Annotated in this window: 14 protein-coding genes and 2 tRNA genes; 8 read left to right on the top strand and 8 right to left on the bottom strand. The window is 64.2% G+C overall.

The window, feature by feature from the left end:
- The first annotated feature begins 604 nt into the window (after positions 1 to 604).
- From rho to B5G20_RS06750, 5 genes are all read left to right on the top strand, one after another.
- On the top strand, positions 605 to 2980 hold the full coding sequence (gene rho / locus B5G20_RS06765) for a transcription termination factor Rho (RefSeq protein ID WP_087356104.1): 2376 nt from the start codon (positions 605 to 607) through the stop codon (positions 2978 to 2980).
- Between the two features lie 378 nt (positions 2981 to 3358).
- Positions 3359 to 4618 (top strand): hypothetical protein, encoded by a 1260-nt coding sequence (locus B5G20_RS10470; RefSeq protein WP_204207696.1) that lies wholly within the window; start codon positions 3359 to 3361, stop codon positions 4616 to 4618.
- Positions 4619 to 4621: 3 nt separating this feature from the next.
- Positions 4622 to 5080: a VanZ family protein gene (locus B5G20_RS06760; protein WP_204207694.1), complete on the top strand. Its 459-nt coding sequence runs from the start codon at positions 4622 to 4624 to the stop codon at positions 5078 to 5080.
- A 164-nt stretch (positions 5081 to 5244) separates the two neighbouring features.
- Positions 5245 to 5321: transfer RNA gene (locus tag B5G20_RS06755), tRNA-His, on the top strand.
- A gap of 19 nt (positions 5322 to 5340) precedes the next feature.
- Positions 5341 to 5417, top strand: a tRNA-Lys gene (locus B5G20_RS06750).
- Positions 5418 to 5927: 510 nt separating this feature from the next.
- On the opposite strand, the gene B5G20_RS06745 is transcribed toward B5G20_RS06750, so the two are convergent.
- The 8 genes from B5G20_RS06745 to sufC all read right to left on the bottom strand — a co-directional run bounded on the left by B5G20_RS06745 (position 5928) and on the right by sufC (position 14693).
- Entirely contained in the window at positions 5928 to 6932 is a 1005-nt protein-coding gene (locus B5G20_RS06745) for a GGGtGRT protein (protein ID WP_087356102.1), read from the bottom strand.
- An 18-nt stretch (positions 6933 to 6950) separates the two neighbouring features.
- The gene (locus tag B5G20_RS06740; RefSeq protein ID WP_087356100.1) at positions 6951 to 7685 is read right to left on the bottom strand and encodes a hypothetical protein; all 735 of its coding nucleotides are present in this window, start codon (positions 7683 to 7685) and stop codon (positions 6951 to 6953) included.
- A gap of 187 nt (positions 7686 to 7872) precedes the next feature.
- Entirely contained in the window at positions 7873 to 9183 is a 1311-nt protein-coding gene (locus tag B5G20_RS06735; RefSeq protein WP_087356099.1) for a lysylphosphatidylglycerol synthase transmembrane domain-containing protein, read from the bottom strand.
- Positions 9184 to 9306: 123 nt separating this feature from the next.
- Entirely contained in the window at positions 9307 to 9735 is a 429-nt protein-coding gene (gene sufU / locus B5G20_RS06730; protein WP_087356098.1) for a Fe-S cluster assembly sulfur transfer protein SufU, read from the bottom strand.
- Between the two features lie 60 nt (positions 9736 to 9795).
- Positions 9796 to 11139, bottom strand: coding sequence for a SufS family cysteine desulfurase (locus B5G20_RS06725; protein ID WP_087356096.1), 1344 nt, complete (start codon positions 11137 to 11139; stop codon positions 9796 to 9798).
- The gene (locus B5G20_RS06720; RefSeq protein ID WP_087356095.1) at positions 11136 to 12440 is read right to left on the bottom strand and encodes a SufD family Fe-S cluster assembly protein; all 1305 of its coding nucleotides are present in this window, start codon (positions 12438 to 12440) and stop codon (positions 11136 to 11138) included. Before B5G20_RS06720 ends, B5G20_RS06725 begins: the two co-directional genes overlap by 4 nt.
- Complete coding sequence (gene sufB, locus B5G20_RS06715; protein WP_087356092.1) at positions 12441 to 13853, bottom strand: Fe-S cluster assembly protein SufB; 1413 nt, start codon at positions 13851 to 13853, stop codon at positions 12441 to 12443.
- A 9-nt stretch (positions 13854 to 13862) separates the two neighbouring features.
- Positions 13863 to 14693 carry a Fe-S cluster assembly ATPase SufC gene (gene sufC / locus B5G20_RS06710; RefSeq protein WP_087356090.1) on the bottom strand — a complete coding sequence of 277 codons (831 nt, stop codon included), beginning with the start codon at positions 14691 to 14693 and terminating at the stop codon, positions 13863 to 13865.
- 222 nt (positions 14694 to 14915) lie between these two features.
- On the opposite strand from sufC, the gene B5G20_RS06705 reads away from it, so the two are divergent.
- The 3 genes from B5G20_RS06705 to B5G20_RS06695 all read left to right on the top strand — a co-directional run bounded on the left by B5G20_RS06705 (position 14916) and on the right by B5G20_RS06695 (position 20781).
- Positions 14916 to 15356, top strand: coding sequence for an Rrf2 family transcriptional regulator (locus B5G20_RS06705; RefSeq protein WP_087356088.1), 441 nt, complete (start codon positions 14916 to 14918; stop codon positions 15354 to 15356).
- 198 nt (positions 15357 to 15554) lie between these two features.
- Positions 15555 to 17357, top strand: a complete 1803-nt coding sequence (locus tag B5G20_RS06700; RefSeq protein ID WP_087356086.1) for a hypothetical protein — start codon at positions 15555 to 15557, stop codon at positions 17355 to 17357.
- A 241-nt stretch (positions 17358 to 17598) separates the two neighbouring features.
- Complete coding sequence (locus tag B5G20_RS06695; protein ID WP_158094416.1) at positions 17599 to 20781, top strand: L,D-transpeptidase family protein; 3183 nt, start codon at positions 17599 to 17601, stop codon at positions 20779 to 20781.
- Positions 20782 to 20816: the final 35 nt, after the last annotated feature.

The following is a 20816-nucleotide window of genomic DNA, read 5'->3' as shown; positions in this document are numbered from 1 at the left end:
TGCCGCTGTTTTTCGACTGATTCTTTCTAGTAGAAAGAATTGGACCCCTGTTAGCAGAAGGAATCGGACGCAAGGGTTTGGGCGAGTTACGTGTTAGCAGAGGGAATCGGACAGAGCGATTGAAGCAAGGGGACCGCGGACAAAACGTTGGACGCCCCCGGCGTCCGGACGGGAGGTCCGCGTGCACGACAGGGAGACGGTGGGTCTGTACCTACGGGCCAGGGAGGGCGGCACGAGCGTCCGCCGGTCGGAGCAGGCCAGGCGCTAGGTGACAATCTGTGACAACGCCATCACCGCCCTCGCAGTTGCTGCGGATTGTCGCATAAGGAACCGCTGGGTGGTTCTCCGGGGAGCGCCCGATAATACATCAGCTTTTTTCTAGAAGCTTGTGGTACAATCGCCCAAAGTGCCCAAGCACCCCTGTTTACAGCCTAATCATCGCACCGCATCGTTGTGTATCTGTGTATCTATCGTACCAAGCGGGAGTCAGGTTGCATGAATTGGCGCGGGAATGCTCCGCGCTGCGGCGGTCTTGGGCGTGTTGCAGCTGTCGGCGGTTGCGCAGTGCAATACAGCCGACTGAGAGAAAGTAGAGCAGATACAAGTGGCAGACGAACACGAATCCACGCAGGTATCGGCTGAGGGAGCTTCTGCGCCCGCCCCGGTTGAGGGCACGCCCGCACCTGCCCCGGCTGCGCCTCGTTCCACCTCGCGTACGAAGGCAGCTCCGGCTGCCGCGGAGGGGGAGGCCGATGTTGCGTCGCACACGTCCGATGCAGCCGCGCCCGAGGCATCCGAGCGTCCGCGCCGCCGCGGTCGCAAGCCCGCCGCGGTCGCAAGCGCCGAGACCTCCGATGTGCCTCAGGCGGGGGATGACGCCAAGCCGGCGCCCAAGCGCACGCGTCGCACCCGGAAGGCAGCCTCTGCGGCCGATGCCTCCGCTGCCGCTCCCGAGGCCGAGCTCAGCCCCGAGGTTGCCCAGGCCCGCGCACTCGCGCAGGTGTCGCAGGCCTCGGTGGTGCGTCGCCAGCGCCGTGCGGCCGAGCAGGCTGCCGAGATGATCGCCGCGCCGACTCGCAAGAAGGCGGGGGAGCGGGCTGCCAAAGCGCCTGCCGCTGCCGACGCCGCTGCACCCGTGGCGCCCGTTGCTCCGGGCGAGATAACCATTCCCCTCGTCGATCCTGCGCTGCGCCCACACCGCCGCGGTCGCAAGCCCAAGGCCTATGTAGAGGCCGAGCGCGCCGCCGCTGCTGCGGCTCTCGCTGCTGCGCGCGCTCAGCAGGAGGCCACCGCGAATCAGGGCGAGGGTGATGCCAAGCAGCAGGATTCTGCCGCATCGGAGCGTACTCGCGGCGAAGACCAGGCTGCGCCAACGCCCGCGGCGGATGTTCGCCCGGGACGCGGCCGCCGCGCCAAGGCAGCCAAGGCTGAGCAGGCTGCCGAGGGCAAGGCGGCGGAAAAGCGGACCGACCGTGATGCCTCTGCCAAGACGGACGCCCCGGAGTCCCACCGCGAGCCCGCCTCGGGCGACGAGGGCAAGCCCGCCCAGGATGGTGCCGGCCACCGACGCGCCAATCGCCGCACGCACGCGGCGCAGGGTTCGCAGGCCGGCTCCGAGAATGCCGGCGCCGGCCATAACGATCGCCGCGACAAGCGCCAGCAGCGCAACGGCAAGCAGCGCAACAACCGCTACGGTGTGCCCACCGAGCCGAGCCTCTCGCGCGAGGACCTCGCGGCCATGAAGGTCGCCGAGCTTCGCGAGAAGGCGCGCGAGCTCGAGATTGACCCCACCGGCAAGAAGAAGCCCGAGCTCGTGGAGGAGGTCTACAACGCCAACGCTCGCGCCGAGGGCTTCCGCGACGTAGAGGGCGTGCTCGAGCTCGGCAATGAGGGCTTTGGCCACCTGCGCGTGCACGGGTACATGCCGAGTCGCGACGACGCCTTCGTTCCCGCCAACCTCATCCGCGCCGCCCGCCTGCGTCCCGGCGACTACATCGAGGGCACGGTGCGCCCCTCGCGCGCCAACGACAAGTATCCGGCGCTCGCCAAGATCCGTACGGTCAACGGCCTCGACCCCGAGGAGATCAAGGTCCGCCCCAAGTTTGCCGACCTCACGCCGATCTATCCCAACGAGCCGCTCAAGATGGAGCACGGCAAGGATTCCATCACCGGGCGCGCCATCGACATCGTGGCGCCCGTGGGCAAGGGCCAGCGTGGCCTCATCGTCTCGCCGCCCAAGGCCGGCAAGACCACCATTCTCAAGAAGATTTGCCAGGCCATCGCCATCAACAACCCCGAGGTGCACGTAATCTGCCTGCTGGTGGACGAGCGCCCCGAGGAAGTCACCGACATGAAGCGCTCCATCAAGGGCGAGGTCGTGGCTTCGACCTTTGACATGCCGGCCGACAACCACACCCGCGTGGCCGAGCTCGTGATCGAGCGCGCCAAGCGCATCGTGGAGCTTGGCGGCGACGTTGTGGTGGTGCTCGACTCCATCACCCGCCTCGCGCGCGCCTACAACCTCGCCGCACCGGCGTCGGGCCGTATCCTCTCGGGCGGCGTGGATTCCGCCGCACTCTATCCGCCCAAGCGCTTCCTCGGCGCCGCCCGCAACATCGAGAACGGCGGCTCCCTCACCATCTTGGCTTCGGCCCTTGTGGACACGGGCTCCAAGATGGACGAGGTGATCTTTGAGGAGTTCAAAGGCACGGGCAACATGGAGCTCAAGCTCGACCGCGACCTTGCCGACCGCCGCATCTTCCCGGCGATCGACCCCATTGCATCCGGCACGCGCAACGAGGACCTTCTGATCGACGAGCAAATGCGCCCGTTTGTGTGGGGTATCCGCCGCGTGCTCGCGAGCATGAGCAACACGGAGCGCTGCGCATCCGCCTTTATCAAGGGGCTGCGCGGCACCAACTCCAACAGCGAGTTCTTGATCCGCTCGGCCAAGCGCGCTCAGGAGCACGGGGAGTTGTAGTCTTCTGGGTGGCGCGGTCGCGCTTTGCACTGCTTGTGGAGCCGGGCTCTCGTCTGCCGTGTAGGGTGGACGGGGCCCGGCTCCTGCCGTTTGACGCCCCCTGGGCCGGGTGCGGCGCCGCCGAATGCGCGGGCGGGGAAGCGCCGTGCCTGCACCGCTTTTTGAGGCGTGCCTTCTGTTGCCTCAAATGGCACGCTGAGCTTGCATTTTGCAAAATCCTCTCGCATAATGGGGTCAATCGCGACGGAAAACGCAGATGAATCGAACCACATCCGTTGCGCGGGGGATTCCCGCAGCTTCATCAACCGTTTCTAGCGCGAGATCGTTTGGATCGTTCGTCCGGCTGCTGTCGGGCGGCGTGGTTGAAGGAGTGTCGCCATGGCTTCTCAATGCAGTCGCGTGCGTGCGGTCGCCGCTGGGCTCTCGTGCGGAATCGGCTTGGCGGTTCCGGCGCTCGCGTTTGCGGCGACACTGCCGTTTGACGGCGCGCACCGCGCCGTGGCGTCCTCGGCCCTGCCGCTCGCCGTCGGCATGCTCGCCGGCACGGGCGTGACCACGCTATCTGCTTGGGCGATCGAGCACCATGCGCTGCGCCGTGCCGAGGAGGAAGTCTCCTCTTCGGGCTTTGAGGCCGAGGCGACGCGGTCTGCGGATGACGATGATATCGAGCGCTTCTTTGGCGGGCATCGCGCGCCCAAGGGCGTGCCGGTGATTGCGCGCGCACAGGGCGCACCGCGCGAGGATGAGGCATGGGCCGAGATCGACGCGATGCTCGACGAGGATTCGCCCATCAGCTGCGACCCTCGTTATTCCAAGGATATCTACGAGATTGCCTTTGAGGAGCTTCGGCGCGAGAGTGCGCGGGGTGCCGGCGCCGCACAGGCAGGGGAGGCGGCGGCTGCCGCTTCGGCCGGCGCGGCGGCAGGCCCGGCATTGGGCGCACCGTCTGCTGCATCCATTGTGCTTTCTCCCGAGAGCGCGACGGCCGTCTTTATGGCGCTTGCGGGTGCAGAAGGGCCGGCTACGACTGCGGTGACGTCTGCGGTCTCCTTAGAGCCCCAGACGGCCGATCTTGCGGCCGACGAGCACGCGCTCGATACCGACGCCGCGCGTCGGGAGGCGCTCGCCTCGCTCGACACGCTCGACGGCGCCTCGCTCAAGCCGCAGGTTCCCGCGGCTGGCGATGCGGCGCCCGTGCCCGTGACGCCCATGCCGGTTATGTCTGCAGCTTCTGGTGTGACGTCTGCGGGCGCAGACGCGTCCGAGGACACCGGCACGGTGCCCATGCGCGACTACACCGGCCATGAGGACATGTGGGCAGCCGCCCTCTCCATCATTACTGAGGTTGAGGAGGCACCCGTGCAAGATGCGTATCCTGCTGCTCCTGCCTACGTGGGCAAGCATCTCCGCACGACTACTGCCATGACGCAGCCCACGCCCGTTCCGCCGAGCCCCGAGCGCGCGGCGGCTGTGGATGAGGGGGCGCGCGCCACCGAGCGCCACACCCATGTGAACGACCTCATCGAGGAGGAGTTCGACCAGGTGCCCTCTACGAGCGTGCGTCGCGCGAGCCATGAGTACCTCAAGGTGATCCAGGGCGGTACGGCCTCCATGCCGCGTCTGCGGGCGGAGGCGTAACCCGTGCGTCGCGTTTCGCTGCCGTGGGTTGTGGTTACGGTTGCCGTCATCGCGTTCATTTGGGGTAACTCGCTCGTCCCGGGGTCGGGGAGCGGCAGCCTGAGCCTTGCGGTCGTGGATGCGGTGCGGTCCTTTTTGGCGGGGTTAAGTCTGCCGTACGAGTGGGTGACGAACTTCTTGGTGCGCAAGACGGCCCACTTTAGCGAGTACTGTCTCTTGGGCATCGTGGCCACGCGCGCGCTCGACCGGAGGTACACCGGCGAGCGCCGGCGGCTTGCCGCGCTCGCAATCTTGCTCGTGCTCGTGCCCTCGATCGACGAGACTATCCAGCTCTCCGTGGCGGGCCGCTCCGGCCAGGTAACGGACGTCCTGCTCGATTGCTGCGGCGCAGCCACCGGCGTTGTTCTTTCGTATGTGGTAGCGCGCCTGTGGCGCCGTGGGCGCATCGCTGCGCAGCGGTAGAACTAGCCTGGCCCTTGTTTTGATGGCGATGCTGCCGCCCGTTTGAGTTGTTTTCGCTGGTCAGCATATGACTTTGACCACTCTGAAAAATTCTTTGAAATGAGGGGTTGCACCAAAGAAGAATCCCTGCCATAATAGCCTAGCGCAACGCGCACGGAGACATGGTGGGTGTAGCCCAGTTGGCTAGAGCGACGGGTTGTGGTCCCGTAGGTCCAGGGTTCGAGTCCCTGTACCCACCCCATCAGTTTCCGAACATAGTTGGACCGTTAGCTCAGCTGGCTAGAGCAGGGGACTCTTAATCCCAAGGTCCAGGGTTCGAATCCCTGACGGTCCACCACGAACTTTCAGCCCCTTCCGAGGGGCTTTATTTGTATCTGGTTACTTTTGAGCCCAATGGGATGGCGGCAGGACGACGTTTCGGAATGCCCCATCAGATGTGCATGCCTGCCCGATGCGCAGCGGAGTGCGGCTGCGCCCTGTACGTTATCGCGCGCAATGAACCCGAAAATGTACTGCTGAGGCCAAAACAGGGGGCATGGGTTCATTGCACGGAGAAATGTACGTCCCTCTACCTGTACTTATGACAGGTGCGCATTTGCGGGTTCATTACCGGGTTCATTGCGGCGCAAAACGTCCCGGGAGTCGGGCAACAGTCCGTGCAATGCGCCAGGCTGCGTGCACCGCCGGACAACGGGGGCGATTCGTGCGCAGAGGCACGGGTAAGAGGTCGGCAAAACTAAAACGCCGCCACACGGTTTCCCGTGCGGCGGCGCGGTGTTTCGAAATTGCCCGGGCGCCTCAAGACATGCTCAAGGCGGCAGGGCGTCCGAATCCCGAGGACGCGTGTTTACGCGTTGAGCGCGGCGTTGACGGCAACGGCGCAGGCGACGGTCGCACCGACCATGGGGTTGTTGCCCATGCCGATGAGGCCCATCATGTCGACGTGCGCAGGCACCGAGGAGGAGCCGGCAAACTGGGCGTCGGAGTGCATACGACCCATGGTGTCGGTCATGCCGTAGGAGGCGGGGCCGGCAGCCATGTTGTCGGGGTGCAGCGTACGGCCGGTGCCGCCACCGGAGGCCACGGAGAAGTACTTCTTGCCGGCCTCGAGGCGCTCCTTCTTGTAGGTGCCCGCAACGGGGTGCTGGAAGCGCGTGGGGTTGGTGGAGTTACCGGTGATCGAGATGTCGACGTTCTCGTGCCACATGATGGCAACGCCCTCGCGGACGTCGTCAGCGCCGTAGCAGTTAACGGCGGCACGCGGACCATCGGAGTAGGGGATGGTCTCGACGATCTTGAGCTCGCCCGTGAAGTAGTCGAACTGGGTCTTCACATAGGTGAAGCCGTTGATGCGGGCGATGATCTGGGCGGCGTCCTTGCCGAGGCCGTTCAGGATGACGCGAAGCGGCTTCTTGCGGGCCTTGTTGGCGTTGTTGGCGATGCCGATGGCGCCCTCAGCGGCCGCGAAGGACTCGTGACCGGCCAGGAAGGCGAAGCACTCGGTATCGTCGCCGAGGAGCATGGCGCCGAGGTTGCCGTGACCGAGACCGACCTTGCGGTCCTCGGCAACGGAGCCGGGCACGCAGAAGGCCTGGAGGCCCTCACCAATCATGGATGCGGCCTCAGAAGCGGTCTTGGCACCCTTCTTGATGGCGATGGCGCAACCGAGGGTATAGGCCCACTTGGCGTTCTCGAACGCGATGGACTGGACGTCCGCCACGATCTCGCGGGGGTTGACGCCCTTGTCGAGGCAGATCTGCTCGGCTTCCTCGAGGGAGGAAATGCCGTTCTCGGCGAGGCACGCGTTGATCTTGTCGATGCGGCGCTCGTAACCTTCGAAGCTAACAGCCATTATTCGTTCCCTCCCTTTCTACTCGTGAACCGGGAACACGGACTCGACGGAGTGGGTCTCCTCGTCGGTGCGCGGATCGATGTACTTGACAGCAGCGTCCCACTGGCCGTAGTGACCCATGGCGCCCTGGATGGCGTCCTCGGGGGTGGCGCCCTTCTTGAGGGCGTCGGTGAACTTACCGAGGTTCAGGAACTCGAACGCGATGATCTCGTTCTTGTCGTTGAGCGCCATGCGGGTGACGTAGCCCTGGGCGAGCTCGAGGTAACGAGCGCCCTTGGCCTTGGTGCCGAACATGGTGCCGATCTGCGAGCGCAGGCCCTTGCCGAGGTCGTCGAGCGAGGAGCCCACGGGCAGGCCGCCCTCGGAGAACGCGGTCTGGCTGCGGCCGTACACAATCTGGAGGAAGAGCTCGCGCATGGCAACGTTGATGGCGTCGCAGACGAGGTCGGTGTTGAGCGCCTCGAGGATGGTCTTGCCGGGGAGAATCTCGGAGGCCATGGCTGCGGAGTGGGTCATACCCGAGCAGCCGAGGGTCTCGACGAGGCACTCCTCGATAATGCCCTCCTTGATGTTGAGCGTGAGCTTGCAGGCACCCTGCTGCGGGGCGCACCAACCCACACCGTGCGTGAGGCCGGAGATGTCAGAGATCTCCTTGGCCTGAACCCAGGCACCCTCCTCGGGGATGGGCGCCGGGCCGTGGTATGCGCCCTTGGCAACGGGGCACATGTTCTCCACTTCTGCTGTGTACTGCATGCCTCTCCTCTCTTTCGTGGTAAACCCCGACAGCGTGGCGAGACACCGCCGGGCACTGACATGCAGGACCATTGTACCGCGACACGACGGATGTGGGCGGAACAAAGCGTTGTCCACTTTGCTCCGCATGGAGTAGCGGAGTGTTAGCTATACAAGCTTTGAGGAGGGGTGGCGTTGCGGCGCAAGTTCAGCCCTTGTTGCGTTTGTCACGCTTTTTGCCCTTGCCGCGCTGCGGCTTGTAGGAGATGCCCTGCGGGCGCTCGATACCGCTGCGGTCGCGGCGGATAAGGCGGCCCAGGTTGGCGCGCCAGCGCATAGCGCGATGGTAGATGCTCTCGCCCGAGGCGGAGCGCATGCCCATGCAGGGTGCGGCGATGAGCACGGGCAGCAGGTACTCGACGCTTCGCCAGATCACAAGCCCGGCGGAGAGGTGCCAACCGAACATGTTGCCAAAGAGGTACGTAAACCCCACCTCGGCGCCGCCTGCGCCTCCGGGCAGTGGAATGGCGTTTACCAGGAGTTCTACCAGCGAACCCGAGGCAAGGCAGATGAGGAGGTCGGCCTCTAGCCCAAAGGAGCGGAGCACAAAGTAGGGGAGGGCGTACATGCACCCGAGCTGAAGCAGGGTGATGAGCTCGGCGACGAGCATGACGCGCCAATGGGCGGCGCCATTGCGGAAGGCGCGCGCAAACGTGTCGACCTGCGTGTCCACGGTGTCGAGAAGACGCTGGTAGCGGTCTTCGTTGAGGACGCGCACCGTGCGACCCGCTCGCAGGCCGGCGTGCGCGATCACCTTGATGGGCCCGGGGAGCAGGCAGATGAGAATCGCCCCCGAGACCTGTACGAACTTGACGGCAAAGATAAAGATGCCGATCCAGGTCACGTCGAGACCGAGGATGCGCACGTCGGCAAAGGTCTTAAGGAAATAGCCGCCGCAGAACGCGAGCATGATTGCGGCAAAGATTCCCTCGCCCGCCTCGTAGAGCGTAAAGCGCACAGACTGCAGTGCCGTGGCGTCGGCAAACGAGAGACCGGCGCGCGTGAGGCGGTAGATCTGCGAGGGAATGACGCCTGCGCCGCCGGGGGTGAGGCGCATAAAGAACACGCCTGACGTCTCGACGCTCATGAGGTCACGGTACCCCACGGGAGAGTTGTGGTCGAGCGCGGCGAGAACTGCGAAAGCGAGAACGCCGAAAACGTAGTAGAGGAGGAAGCAGGCGATTCCGGCGACGATCCACCTGAGGTCCACGCCGACGAGCGCGCGGAAGAAGTCGTCGGCCTGGCCGCTTAGCACCAGGTAGACAACGTAGGCCACTGCGACCACGGCGAGGATGACAAAGGTGAAGCGCACCTGCTTGAGCGAGGAGCGGTCCGCATCGCGGTCGCGCGAAGACCACGCGTCGCCCACGTAGAGCTTGGGCGCGCCGGAGCGCCGCGGCTGCGATGCGCCGCCGGCGCGCTCGGTCTGCGCTTGATGTTCGTCGGTGGGGCGGGACACGGTGGCTTCCTGTCGCTTCGGTCTCTGGGGCAGTGTAGGCAGTGTACCCAAAAGCCCGGTGCAAAGCCCTGTCCCCCTGTGCCGGTATGGCGCCGGGGCAAGGGGACAGGGACTTCGTGCCTCCTAGGCGGCTGCGTCGAGGATGCCGTCGAGGGTGCGCCAGGCGAGCTCGGCGCACTTGACGCGCGCGGGCATGTGCGAGATGTCCTTCAGCTGCGCGGCTTCGTCGAGGTCCTCAAGATCCTCCTCGGAGAGCTTCTCGCCGCGGATCATGGCGAGGAAGAGTCCCGAGAGGCGGCGCGCCTCCTCGACGGTCTCTCCCGTGATGAGCTCGGCCATGATGTCGGCCGAGGCCTGGCTGATGGCGCAGCCGTGCCCCGTAAAGCTCGCCTCCTCGATGACATCCCCCTCCACGCGGAGCTGGAGCGTGAGCTCGTCGCCGCAACTCGGATTGATGCCGTCGTGGCTATGGGTGGGAGTGTCCATCTCGTACTTGTAGTCGGGGTGGGCGTTGTGCTCCATAAAGGTGGTGGAGCTGTAGATGTTGGCCATGGGGTCTCCAATCAGTGCCGCGCGGCGATGGCGGGGCGATGGGACAGGGGCTTTGCACCGTTAGGCGTGGAAGGTTTTCCAGACGGTCGAGAGCCCGTCGATAAAGCGGTCCACATCCGCGCGGTCGTTGTAGAAGGCAAGGCTCGCACGGCAGCAGGCGAGGTTCTCGCAGCCGAGCCAGGCGAGGAGCGGTTGGGCGCAGTGGTGGCCGGCGCGGACGCACACGCCCTCCATGTCGAGGATGCTCGCCACGTCGTGCGGGTGGATGCCGCGCACGTTAAAGCTGATGACGCCATGATGGCGGTCCCAGTAGATGGAGCCGAGGATATCGACCCAGGGAAGCTCCACAAGTCGGCTCATGGCGTAGTGCACGAGTGCCTGCTCGCGTTCGGCGATACGCTCGTAGCCCACCTGCTCGGTGAGGTAAGTGAGGGCGGTGCCCGTGGCGTAGATGCCGGCTGCATCCTGCGTGCCGGCCTCGAACTTCTCGGGGACGGGCGCCCAGACGGCGTCCTGCTCGGTCACCGAGTCGATCATCTCGCCGCCGGTGAGGAAGGGTTCTGCCTGGTCGAGCAGCTCGGCGCGCCCCCAGAGCACGCCCACACCCATGGGGCCGAGCGCCTTGTGGCCCGAGAAGGCGAGAAAGTCCGCCCCGATGGCGCGCACGTCCACCGGCATGTGCGGTATCGACTGCGCGGCGTCCACCACAAGGTAGCCACCGTGGGCGTGTACAGCGGCGGCCAGCTTCTCAAGTGGCAGGCGGCAGCCAAAGACGTTGGAGACGTGAGCGGCCGCCACGATCTTGGTGCGCGGGCCGATCTTGGCCGCGATCTCGGTGTCGGTGAGCTCTCCCGTCTTGGTGGGGTAGAGGTAGACGAGCTTGGCCCCGGCCGCACGGCACGCTTGCTGCCAGGGGATGAGGTTGGAGTGGTGCTCCATGATGGTGATGACGACCTCGTCGCCCGGGCGGAGCACCGTGGGGGCAAAGGCCTTCGCCACGAGGTTGAGCGATTCGCTCGTGTTGCGCGTAAAGACGATCTCTGCCGCTCGCGGCCGCTCAGCCTCGTCCACTGCTCCGATGAGCCGGGCGATCTGCGCACGCACCTGCTCGATGGCCTCGGTCGCCTCGACGGAGAGGCTGTAGAGGCCGCGCAGCGGGTTGGCGTTCATGGTCTCGTAGAAGCTGCGCTGGGCGTCGAGCACGCAGGCGGGTCGCTGTGCGGTGGCGGCGCTGTCGAGGAAGGAGATCTCGGGGTGCGCCACGAGGAGCGGGAAGTCCGCCTTATAGGGGTTCTCGTCGATGTTTATGCGCGGCCAGGCGCGCGACGCCTCGTCGGAGGCATCGAGAACGGGCGCCGTGGGCGCGGTGCAGGTATCGCAGCTAACATGCTCGGTATCGATCATGCGAACTCCTCCTCAAAGTCGTCGATCGCGCGCTCGGCAAGGCGGCAGACGGCGCGGCGCACCCGTTCGCTCGGCGCGGTGAGCGCGGCGTCCTCAAACTTGGCCCGCAAGAAGAGCGCTTCGGCATCTGCCTCGGAGACGCCGCGGCACATGAGGTAGAAGAGCTGGTCGGGGCGGACGTGGCCGATCGTGGCGCCGTGGTTGCCCGCCACGTCGTCCTCGTCGCAGAGGATGGTGGGGACGGTCTTGTTGTCCACGCCCTTGCTGGCGATGAGCACGGTCTCGCGCTCGGTGCCCTCGGAGCCCTTGCAACCGTGCACGAGGTCGATGGTGCCGCGCAGGGTCTTCTGGGCGGTGCCGGCGAGCACACCATTGGCGATGATGTTAGAGATCGTCTTCTTGCCGCGGTGGCGCACCGTGTAGGCAAGGTCGCGCCGTTCGGTCCCCCCGGCGAGGTAGCTCGTGTCGATATCGATGCGCGCGGTGTCGCAGCGCAGGTCGGCGGCAAGGCCCGTGGCGGTGGTGCCGCCTCCGAGCACCACGTGGCGCACGGTTACGCGCGCACCATCGTCGAGCACGTAGCCCTCGTCATCGAGCGCGACCGTGCCGGGGAGGGCGGTGGTGTAGACGGTCACGTTCACGCGGGAGCACGCACCGGCAAAGATGCGCATCGTGGAGCCGATGAGTGCGGGTGCGTCATCTGCTCCGCCGAAGTCGTCGGTTCCATCGAGCTCGAGTACAACGTCGAGGGTGCTCTCCGGCGCGGCAACGAGGTCCACGCTCGCCGCGGAGGCGCAGTCCGCCTCGGCGGCCACGCGTACCGTCACCTGCTCCGTTGCCCCCTCGGCGGTGCCGAGGACGATCGATTCGCCGGCAAGGAAGTTGAGGTAGGCGCGGGCATCGATGCCGATGCCCGTCTCAAAGGCGCGGGCCACGTCGCCGGCGAGCTCGTCGCGGACGGCGCGCTCCTGGTAGCTCGAGAGCGCCGGGATGTCGAGGTCGCCAAGATTGCCGTCGGTGTTCGCCGCATCGCTTGGGGCGGTAGCTGCACCCTGAACGGCGCACACACAGGCGCGGGTGTCCGGGGTGGTGTTGCGCGCGGCGTCAAGACGCTCCTGCAGCTCGGCCACGGCACCCTCAAAGGAAACCGCGGTGTCAAAGAGCGCCTGCGGAGCGTCGACCTCGGGAACATCGCCCCGCGCAAGCCCGGCGGGGATGTCGATCCGAGCGTCGTTCATCTTGAGCCAGCCCCAGGTGGGCGCCGGCATGGCGCTGGCGTGCTTGATTGCGAGAGCGTCCATCTATCCGATAGCCCCTTCCATCTCGAGCTTGATCAGGTTGTTCATCTCTACGGCGTACTCGAGCGGCAGCTCCTTAGAGACGGGGTTCGCAAAGCCGTTGACGATCATGGTGCGCGCCTCCTCCTCTGAGATGCCGCGGCTCATGAGGTAGAAGACCTTGTCGTCGCCGATGCGCCCGATGGTGGCCTCGTGGCCGATGTCGACATTCTTGGCGCGCACGTCCATGGCTGGGATGGTATCGGAGCGGCTCTCGTCGTCGAGCATGAGCGACTGGCACGAGACCGTCGCCTGCGCGCCCTCGGCCTCGGGCGTCACCACGATCGAGCTGCGGAACGTCTGGATGCCGCCGCCCTTGGAGATGCCCTTGGTCTCCACGCTCGCCGAGGTGTCGGGCGCGGCGAGCACGACCTTGGTGCCGGTGTCGAGGTTCTGGCCCGCACCCGCAAAGGTGATGCCGGTGAAGCTCGAGCGGGCGCGCGCCCCCACGAGCACGCTCATGGGGTAGAGGTAGCCCACGTGGCTGCCGAACGAGCCCGAGATCCACTCGATCTCACCGTCCTCCTCAACACGGGCGCGCTTGGTGTTGAGGTTGTACATGTTCTTCGACCAGTTCTCGATGGTCGAGTAACGCAGGTGCGCTCGCTTGCCCACAAAGAGCTCAACGGCGCCGGCGTGGAGGTTGGCCACGTTGTACTTGGGGGCCGAGCAACCCTCGATAAAGTGCAGGTCGGCGTCGTCCTCCACGATGATGAGCGTGTGCTCAAACTGCCCGGCGCCCTTGGCGTTAAGGCGGAAGTAGCTCTGGAGGGGGAAGTCGAGCTTGGTCCCCGCGGGCACGTAAACAAACGAGCCGCCCGACCACACCGCGCCGTGGAGCGCGGCAAACTTGTGATCCTTGGGCGGGATGAGCGTCATGAACTTCTCGCGGATGAGCGCCTCCCACCTGGGCTCGTGGAGCGCCTCCTCGATGCCGGAGTAGACGATGCCCATCTTGGCGGCGGTGTCTTGCATGTTGTGGTAGACGAGCTCGGAGTCGTACTGGGCGCCCACGCCGGCGAGGTAGCTCCGCTCGGCCTCGGGGATGCCTAGGCGCTCAAAGGTGTTCTTGATGTCGTCGGGCACCTCGTCCCACGTGGCGGCCTGGTCGGTGTTGGGCTTTACGTAGGTGGCGATGTGGTCCATGTCGAGCCCGGCGATGGAGGGGCCCCAGGTGGGGTTGGGGAAGCTCCGGTAGATCTCGAGCGACTTCAGGCGAAAGTTGAGCATCCACTGGGGCTCGTCCTTGCGACGTGAGATCTCGGTCACGATCTCGGGCGTGAGGCCCTCGTCGAGCCGCTCAAAGCCCTCCTCGGAGTCTTTGAAGTCGTAGAGGCTGCGGTCGATGTCCGCGACCTCGGTGCGCTGCTTTGCCATGTCGCCTCCCTAGCGCTCGACAACGGCGGAGAGGTCGGCGGCGCTGAGGGCGGGCTCGGCGGAAGCGTCCTCAGACGGGGCGTCTGCGGCCGTACCCTCAAAGCTCTCGAAGCCGTTCTCGTCGATCCAGCCGATGAGGTCGGCCGTGTCCTCGCGGACGACGCGGCCCTGCACCATCACGTGCACGCGGTCGACATCGAGGTGCTCCAAGATGCGCGTGTTGTGGGTGATGATGATGAGCGAGCCCTGGCAGCGCGAGCGGTAGAGCTCGATGCCGCGCGAGACCACGCCGAGCGCGTCGACGTCGAGGCCGGAGTCGGTCTCGTCGAGGATGGCGAGCTTGGGCTCGAGGAGCAGCAGCTGGAGCATCTCGACCTTCTTCTTCTCGCCGCCCGAGAAGCCCACCCCGAGCTCGCGGTTGAGGTAGGCGGGATCCATGTCGAGCTCGGCGCAGAGCTCCTTTACGCGGCGGCGGAACTCCTTGCCCTTGAGCTGCTTGCCCGGGCGCGCAGCGAGCGTGGCGCGCAAAAAGCTCGAGAGCGGCACGCCGGGAATCTCCACCGGCGCCTGGAAGGAGAGGAAGAGCCCGGCGCGCGAGCGCTTGTCGGGCGTAAGGTCGGTGAGGTCCTCGCCATCGAAGGTGATGGTGCCGGCCGTTTGCGTGTAGACCGGGTCGCCCATGATGACGTGGCCGAGCGTGGACTTGCCAGCTCCGTTGGGGCCCATGAGGACGTGCGTCTCGCCGGCGGCGACGCTAAGGTCGATACCGTGGAGGATCTCTTTCTCGTCTACGGCGGCCGAAAGGCCCTCAATGCTGAGCAGGGGGTTTGATGCAGGCATGGTGACTCCTTGCGTGCGAGGATGCTAATCCTAGGAATTCTCTCGGAATAAAGATAAGATGAATACCGTTGAAGTCAAGATAAAATCCGACTAATCCACTAGGATTTCTAAGTGGCTCATTTGGGGACGGGGTTGTTTTGCGTCATCCGCCCCGTGGTGCTTGGCGGGGCGGGTGTGCGGTACCGTGCCTAGCCGGCGGTCTTTGCAGAAGGGAGCGGGCGCGTGCTCATATCGTCTAGAGGGCGCTATGCGTTGCGCCTCATGATTTACATCGCCGCCTTCGGGCGCGAGGACGGTCACAAGGTGGCCCTGCGCGAGGTGGCGGCGGGCGAGGACATTTCGCTCAAGTACCTGGAGCAGCTCGTGCGGCCGCTCATGCAGGCGGGGCTGCTGCGGAGCGTGCGCGGCAAGGGCGGCGGCTACGTGCTCGCGCGCCCGGCGGACGAGATTCGCGCGGGCGACATTCTGCGCGTGGCGGAGGGCACCACGGCACCGGTTGCCTGCGAGGGGATCGAGGGCGCATGCTACCGCGCGGGGTTGTGCTCGACAGTCAAGTTCTGGCAGGGCCTGGACGACGTCATCGAGCGCTACGTGGACGGCGTGACCCTGGCCGAGCTCGCCCGCGTGCCCGAGATCAAGCTCGAGCTCGAGCCGGGGGAGTAGCGGCCGGCGGGGGCGAACGGCTTGCCCCGAAAACGCCGGGCCCCACGCTTCAAGCTGAACTTCAACCTTAATCGAATTGCGTGGGCGTAGGGTGATTCGCTTGACCCTTGCGTAACGCGCTTGCAATACTGGGCTTCCTACGGTCTGTGACCTGTACCTTAACCGCGGTTGCTCTTTAGAGCCGCAGATTGGAGCGACATGAAGCCCCGTCACCTCGCCGTTGCCGCAGGACTCGCCCTAACGCTCTCCCTTGGTGCCGCGCAAGCGGCCGCGCCCGTCTACGCCGAGGAGGCGCCCGTCGAGCATGATGCCGACGCTGCGGCGCAGCCGGAAGCCGCGTCGTCCGCCGATACGGATGTAGCCACCGCCGAGGACGAGCCGGCGGTGACCCTGCCCGCGCCGAGCGATTACGACAAGACCGACTTCTGCGAGGATGCCGCTGTCGCGTCGACGCTCTCTGCGCGCTCCTTGGCCTCGAGCCTCTCTTCGGTGAGCGTCTCTGCCGAGATGAAGTACTTTACCAAGTACGAGAGCCACAGCAACTACCGCCAGGGTTTTGGGTCGGGCGACGGCTATAACGCACTCGGATACTACCAGTTCGATCGGCGCTACTCGCTCGTTCCGTTCCTGTCCGCTGTGTACAGCACGAACCCCTCAAAGTATGCGATGCTCAAGGTGATTGTTGACCGCGGCTCTGAGATTAAGAGTGCGGCCTCTATGTATGACAAGACCGCCGGCACGCTTACAGAGCTTGGGCGGACCGTGCAGAACGCCTGGTACGCTGCGTACGACGCCGATCCCGCGGAGTTCTCGGCGTTTCAAGACGCGTACGCGTACAACAGCTATTACCTTCCCACGGAGCGCTGGCTCAAGAGCGAGCTTGGCATCGATATGTCGGGCCGCTCCGATTGCGTGAAGGGGATGGTCTGGGGTCTCTCCAATCTGTGGGGCACGGGCGGCGTTAAGAAGGTCCTGCGAGGGGCGAACCTTCGCAACGACATGACGGACCGTGAGTTTGTGACGGCCTTGGCAACCCAGATGACGGACAACATCGCGCAGTACAGCTCGCAGACGCAGTACTACAAGGGCTGGAGGAACCGCTATCGCAACGAAATGAACGACTGCCTGGCCTACATCTCGCTGCACGAGACGAATGCCGGGAGCTCTGACGCGCCGGCGGACGACGCGGGCGCTGGTGAGGGGAGTGCCGGGTCGGCGGGTGATACGGCCGGCGGGATTGCTCCGGAGAACGATGCGGTGAGTGATGGCTCTGCTTCTGGCGGGCAGAGCGGTTCCGGCGACTCTGCCGGGTCGGAAGATGATGCGGTTGTGGATGACGCGGTGCAGAGTGACGCGGCCGGCAATGGTGGGTCTGGGGATGGTAGTGCGTCGAATTCGGCGAACTCCAATTCTGGCGTGAACAACATTCTCACGGAATCTGCGCCCGCTGGTGATGCTGGGGAGGCGGATGAGGAGGAGAGCGCCTCTGATGAGGTGGTGCGTCCGAGCGTGACGCCGTCCCAGCCTGCTCCCGCGCCGAGCGCGCCGTCGGGTAACACCACGACTGAGGGGTCGGATGTGCCGTCTGCCGATGACGCGGCGGATGTTGACGGTGCGTCTGACGAGGACGCCAAGGTTGATGAGCAGGCTAACGGTACGCAGGGCGCTGAGGGATCGGTTGAGGCGACCACCGAGAGCCAGGATGAGGAGCAGGAGGAGACGTCCTCGCCGAGCGACGAGGAGGACATTCGATCGGGCGGCGACGAGGCGACGGGGGAGAAGCCCGACCCCGCGCAGCAGACGGTGGGCGGCGACACGAACGACGATGCCTCGAGCGCTGGCGCGAAGCAGGCCAACAAGCCGACTGGCAACCTGCCGCAAACCGCTGACCTCGCGCTCGTCGCAGGCTTTGCCGGTGCCTCTGCCGCGGCCTTTGGCGCCACGTTTGTCTACGCCGGCAAAACCGGCCTCATCAAGCGCAAGGACCGCAAGTCTGAGTAGCTGCTGACTAACATAGCGTTTCTTCCTAAGGGGCACATGCGGACGATCCGTACGTGCCCTTTTTGTATCGTGCAACGCTGCCAATGGGCCCCATCACTTTGCGGCCTGACGCCACCGAGAATCCGTAGAGCCTTCGGAGCTGACGATTCGTTCCTGTTTCAGTCTGGATTTCCAACGATATTGCGGATGGCCCAAGGCGTATAATTATGGAGACTCTATGTGTCCGAGGGATGGAGGATGCATGAATGGCTTTTTTGCAAGTCGTCGTAGGAGCGTTGCGTTACTGGCCGAGACTGTAGCTCTCGGTATGTTGGCCGGGGTGCTACTATTCTCTCCCCTTTCAAGCTATGCACAAGATGCTGCATCGCAACCAATGAGTGAAGTCCCTGCAGCCGCGGATGCGGCCGACCACTCTGATCGGGATAGTGTCAACTCTACTGACGCTGCAACGGAGCAGGGGGAGAGTCCGGCTCTTCCTTCGGGGGACGGGGAGACCGACGGACAGGATGAATCGGCCGTGCCGGCGGATCCCCCCGCCGAAGCTGATGATGGATCGAACGAGCTTGAACCGACTGCGTCGGCGGATAACAACGCAGCGGATACTCCGGACTCCACTTCGGAGAGCACGCCTCAGCGTGGTGGCGACATCCAGCAGGAGGAGGCTGCACCATTGTCCGCTGCGGACAATTCTGTAGAGGCCCAGAGCAATTCTGCAGCCAAGCCCTCGCTCGGCATTGAGGCGCATGTGCAGAATCTCGGTTGGCAAAATGCGGTTTCGCTGGGGAAAACAGCGGGTACAGTCGGCAGGAACCTCCACTTGGAGGCGCTAAGAATCTCGTTGGTCGGATTTCCTGATGGTTCGGGCATCTCGCTCCAGGCACATGTTTCCAATTTGGGCTGGATCAACTCGGTGCAGGCTGGCCAAGTTGCCGGCACGGTTGGCAGGAACCTCCCTATTGAGGCACTGAGGCTGAGTCTCACCGGTCCAATTGCTGATCAGTATGACATCTGGTATCGGGTCCACTCGGCTGATTTTGGCTGGGGAGGTTGGGCCAAAAACGGCGAAAGTGCGGGTTCGCAGGGATATGCCAAGGCTGCCCAGGCGGTTCAGATTCAGCTGCTTCCCAAAGGATCATCCGCTCCCGGCTCGGTAAAGAATGCGTTCAGAGTGTTTTACATCGGGTATCAGGCTCACGTATCAAACATTGGCTGGCAAGGAAGGGTGACTGATGGTTCTGCTGCCGGTACGACGGGGAAGAACCTTGGGATTGAGGCCTTGAGCATCTCCCTCGGAGGTGCGGTTTCCTCGGGCGGTGTTCAGGTGCGAGCGCATGTTAGCAATATCGGCTGGCAGGGCTGGACTTCTGGTACGGCTGGGACCACAGGAAGGGGGCTTTCCATCGAGGCACTCCAGATAAGGCTTACGGACTCCGCAGCCGAGTCGTACGACATTTGGTACCGCGTTCACGTAACGAATCTTGGATGGCTTGGCTGGACATCGAACGCTTCTCCGGCGGGCACCACCGGTAAGGCGTGTAGCATTCAGGCGGTCCAGATACAGCTTGTGCAAAAGGGTAAGGGTGCTCCCGGGTCTACCACCAATAGTTATGTTGGGGCTGAGGAATCGCTTACACTTTCGGGAATCACGCTGAGTGGGGCGAAAACTTCAAGTTCAAGAGCTTCGTCCGTTGCCATCGGGAGCACCGGGTCGTCGAATCCGCTGCAATCGTTCTCGGTATCGGTTAATAACAAGATCGCCGAAGGCTCTTTGTCGTACCGTGCGCTTTTGACGTATAGCGGCTGGCAGGGTTCTTGGACTGGCGAAGGAACCCAGGTTAATACTGGGAATAATGGGCTTGCGATGAGCGCGGTCGCGCTGAAGCTTTCGGGTGATTTGGCATCGAAATATGACATTTGGTATCGGGTATCGGTTGTGGGTCGCGGTTGGCTCGGCTGGACCTCGAACGGTGCGTCCGCAGGTGTTAACGGATTCTCGGACGGAATCAATGCGATTCAGGTTGCATTGACCAAGAAGGGCTCGTCTGCGCCGGGTTCGATTGCGGGGCCATTCGTCGAGCCAAGCGCTGGATCTACGCGGGTTGTGTATCAAGCCCATAGCTCAAACGTCGGATGGGTGGCAGCAGTGACCGATGGTGCCACTGCGGGTACGACCGGCAGAGGGCTTGCGCTCGAAGCGTTGCGGGTGTCGGTGCAAAATGCAAAGGCGTCCGGAACTGTTCAAGTAACCGCTCACGTTGCCGACGCGGGCTGGCAGTCTGCTGCTGCAGCACCTTCTTTTGCCGGGACAACGGGTAAGAACCGTGCAATTCAGGCCGTGAAGCTGCAGCTGACCGGGGATCTGTCCAACTCGTACGACATCTATTACCGTGTTCACAGCTCCGGGTATGGCTGGTTGGGTTGGGCCAAGAACGGGGAAGTTGCCGGAACAACCGGCCTTGCCGTGCAGGCTGAGGCCGTTCAGATCAAGCTGGTGCCAAAGGGCACGGCTGGACCGACATCATCGGTTCCTGCGAGCGTTTGCATTCCAACCCTTGCGCTGCAAACTCATGTTCAGGACTTGGGATGGACGAGTACGGTGGGCAATGGAGGTGTCTCGGGAACCACCGGCAGGGCACTCAAGATCGAAGGCGTAAAGCTCTCGGTGTCTTCACAGATTTCTGGTGGCATTTCCTACCGGGCGTATGTGCAAGATGTTGGTTGGCAGAAAGAAGTCTCTAACGGGGCTTTGGCGGGAACAACGGGCCAGAACAAGAGGATCGAGGCTGTGCAGATCCGGCTCACCGGTCAGCTGGCAAACTATTTCGATATCTGGTATCGCGCTCACGTTGAGGGGTACGGATGGCTTGGATGGACTAAAAATGGTTCTACGGCGGGCACGGCCAAAATAGGGTATCGCGCCGAGGCGCTTCAGGTAATAATCGTGGCAAAGGGTGCCCCGGCGCCCGGAAGCACAACTATGTCCTATACCGAAAAACCCCTTGTGCCGGCGGATCAGCTTGCCATGACGAATCGGATTCAGGGTATCTCGAGTGCAACGGGCTATCTCCTCGCCGTGGATACCGCTACGTGTCGAACGGGGGTGTTCGTCGGTGGTCGAGGCCACTGGAGTCTGCTCTATTACTGGCCGTGCGGACCGGGAAAACCGTCAACGCCAACCGTGAAAGGCCAGTACACGGTACAGGCAAAGGGCTACGTGTTTGGGCACGGCTACAGCTGCTACTACTACACGCAGTTCTACGGCGACTACTTGTTCCATTCGATTAAGTACAATCCGGGGACGTTTAACGTTCAGGATGGTCGCCTGGGTGTGCAGGTCTCCGAAGGCTGCGTACGGCTTGCCCTCGAGAATGCCAAGTGGATCTACGACCATATCCCGCGTGGGACGAAGGTCGTAATCTGGTAACTTGATGAGCGTTACGCAATTCGTCGTCCGCGCGA

The sequence above is a fragment of the Collinsella sp. An7 genome, assembly GCF_002159335.1.
Taxonomy (GTDB): Bacteria; Actinomycetota; Coriobacteriia; order Coriobacteriales; family Coriobacteriaceae; genus Coprousia.
The sequence above is the reverse complement of the archived record's forward strand: the minus strand, read 5'-3'. Positions and strand labels throughout refer to the sequence as shown.